Origin of the sequence: Halorubrum sp. SP9 (genome assembly GCF_005435015.1) — an archaeon.
Taxonomy (GTDB): domain Archaea; phylum Halobacteriota; class Halobacteria; order Halobacteriales; family Haloferacaceae; genus Halorubrum; species Halorubrum sodomense.
Map to the genome: position 1 here is coordinate 1 of NZ_SGXU01000824.1, position 209 is coordinate 209.

The window sequence follows — 209 nt, forward strand, 5'->3', positions numbered from 1 at the left end:
CCTCGCCGAGCTGTTCGGCAACGGCCCCATCTCGGCGTGGCAGGTGTCGGGCTGGATGTTCTACAACGCACACTTCGTCGAGACCGTCTTCCCCGCGCTGTTCGGCGGCACCCAGTCCCGGAACCTCCTGATGGAGGCCGAGGGCGCCGGGTTCCTGTTCGTCGTCCCGCCGCTCCTGCTGCTCGTCGGCGGGCTCGTCGCGGGCCGGG

General features: G+C 70.8%; 1 pseudogene. It reads left to right on the forward strand.

Going from position 1 to position 209, the window contains the following annotated elements:
• A pseudogene (locus tag EXE45_RS19435) lies at positions 1–209 on the forward strand (transporter); the annotation flags it as partial.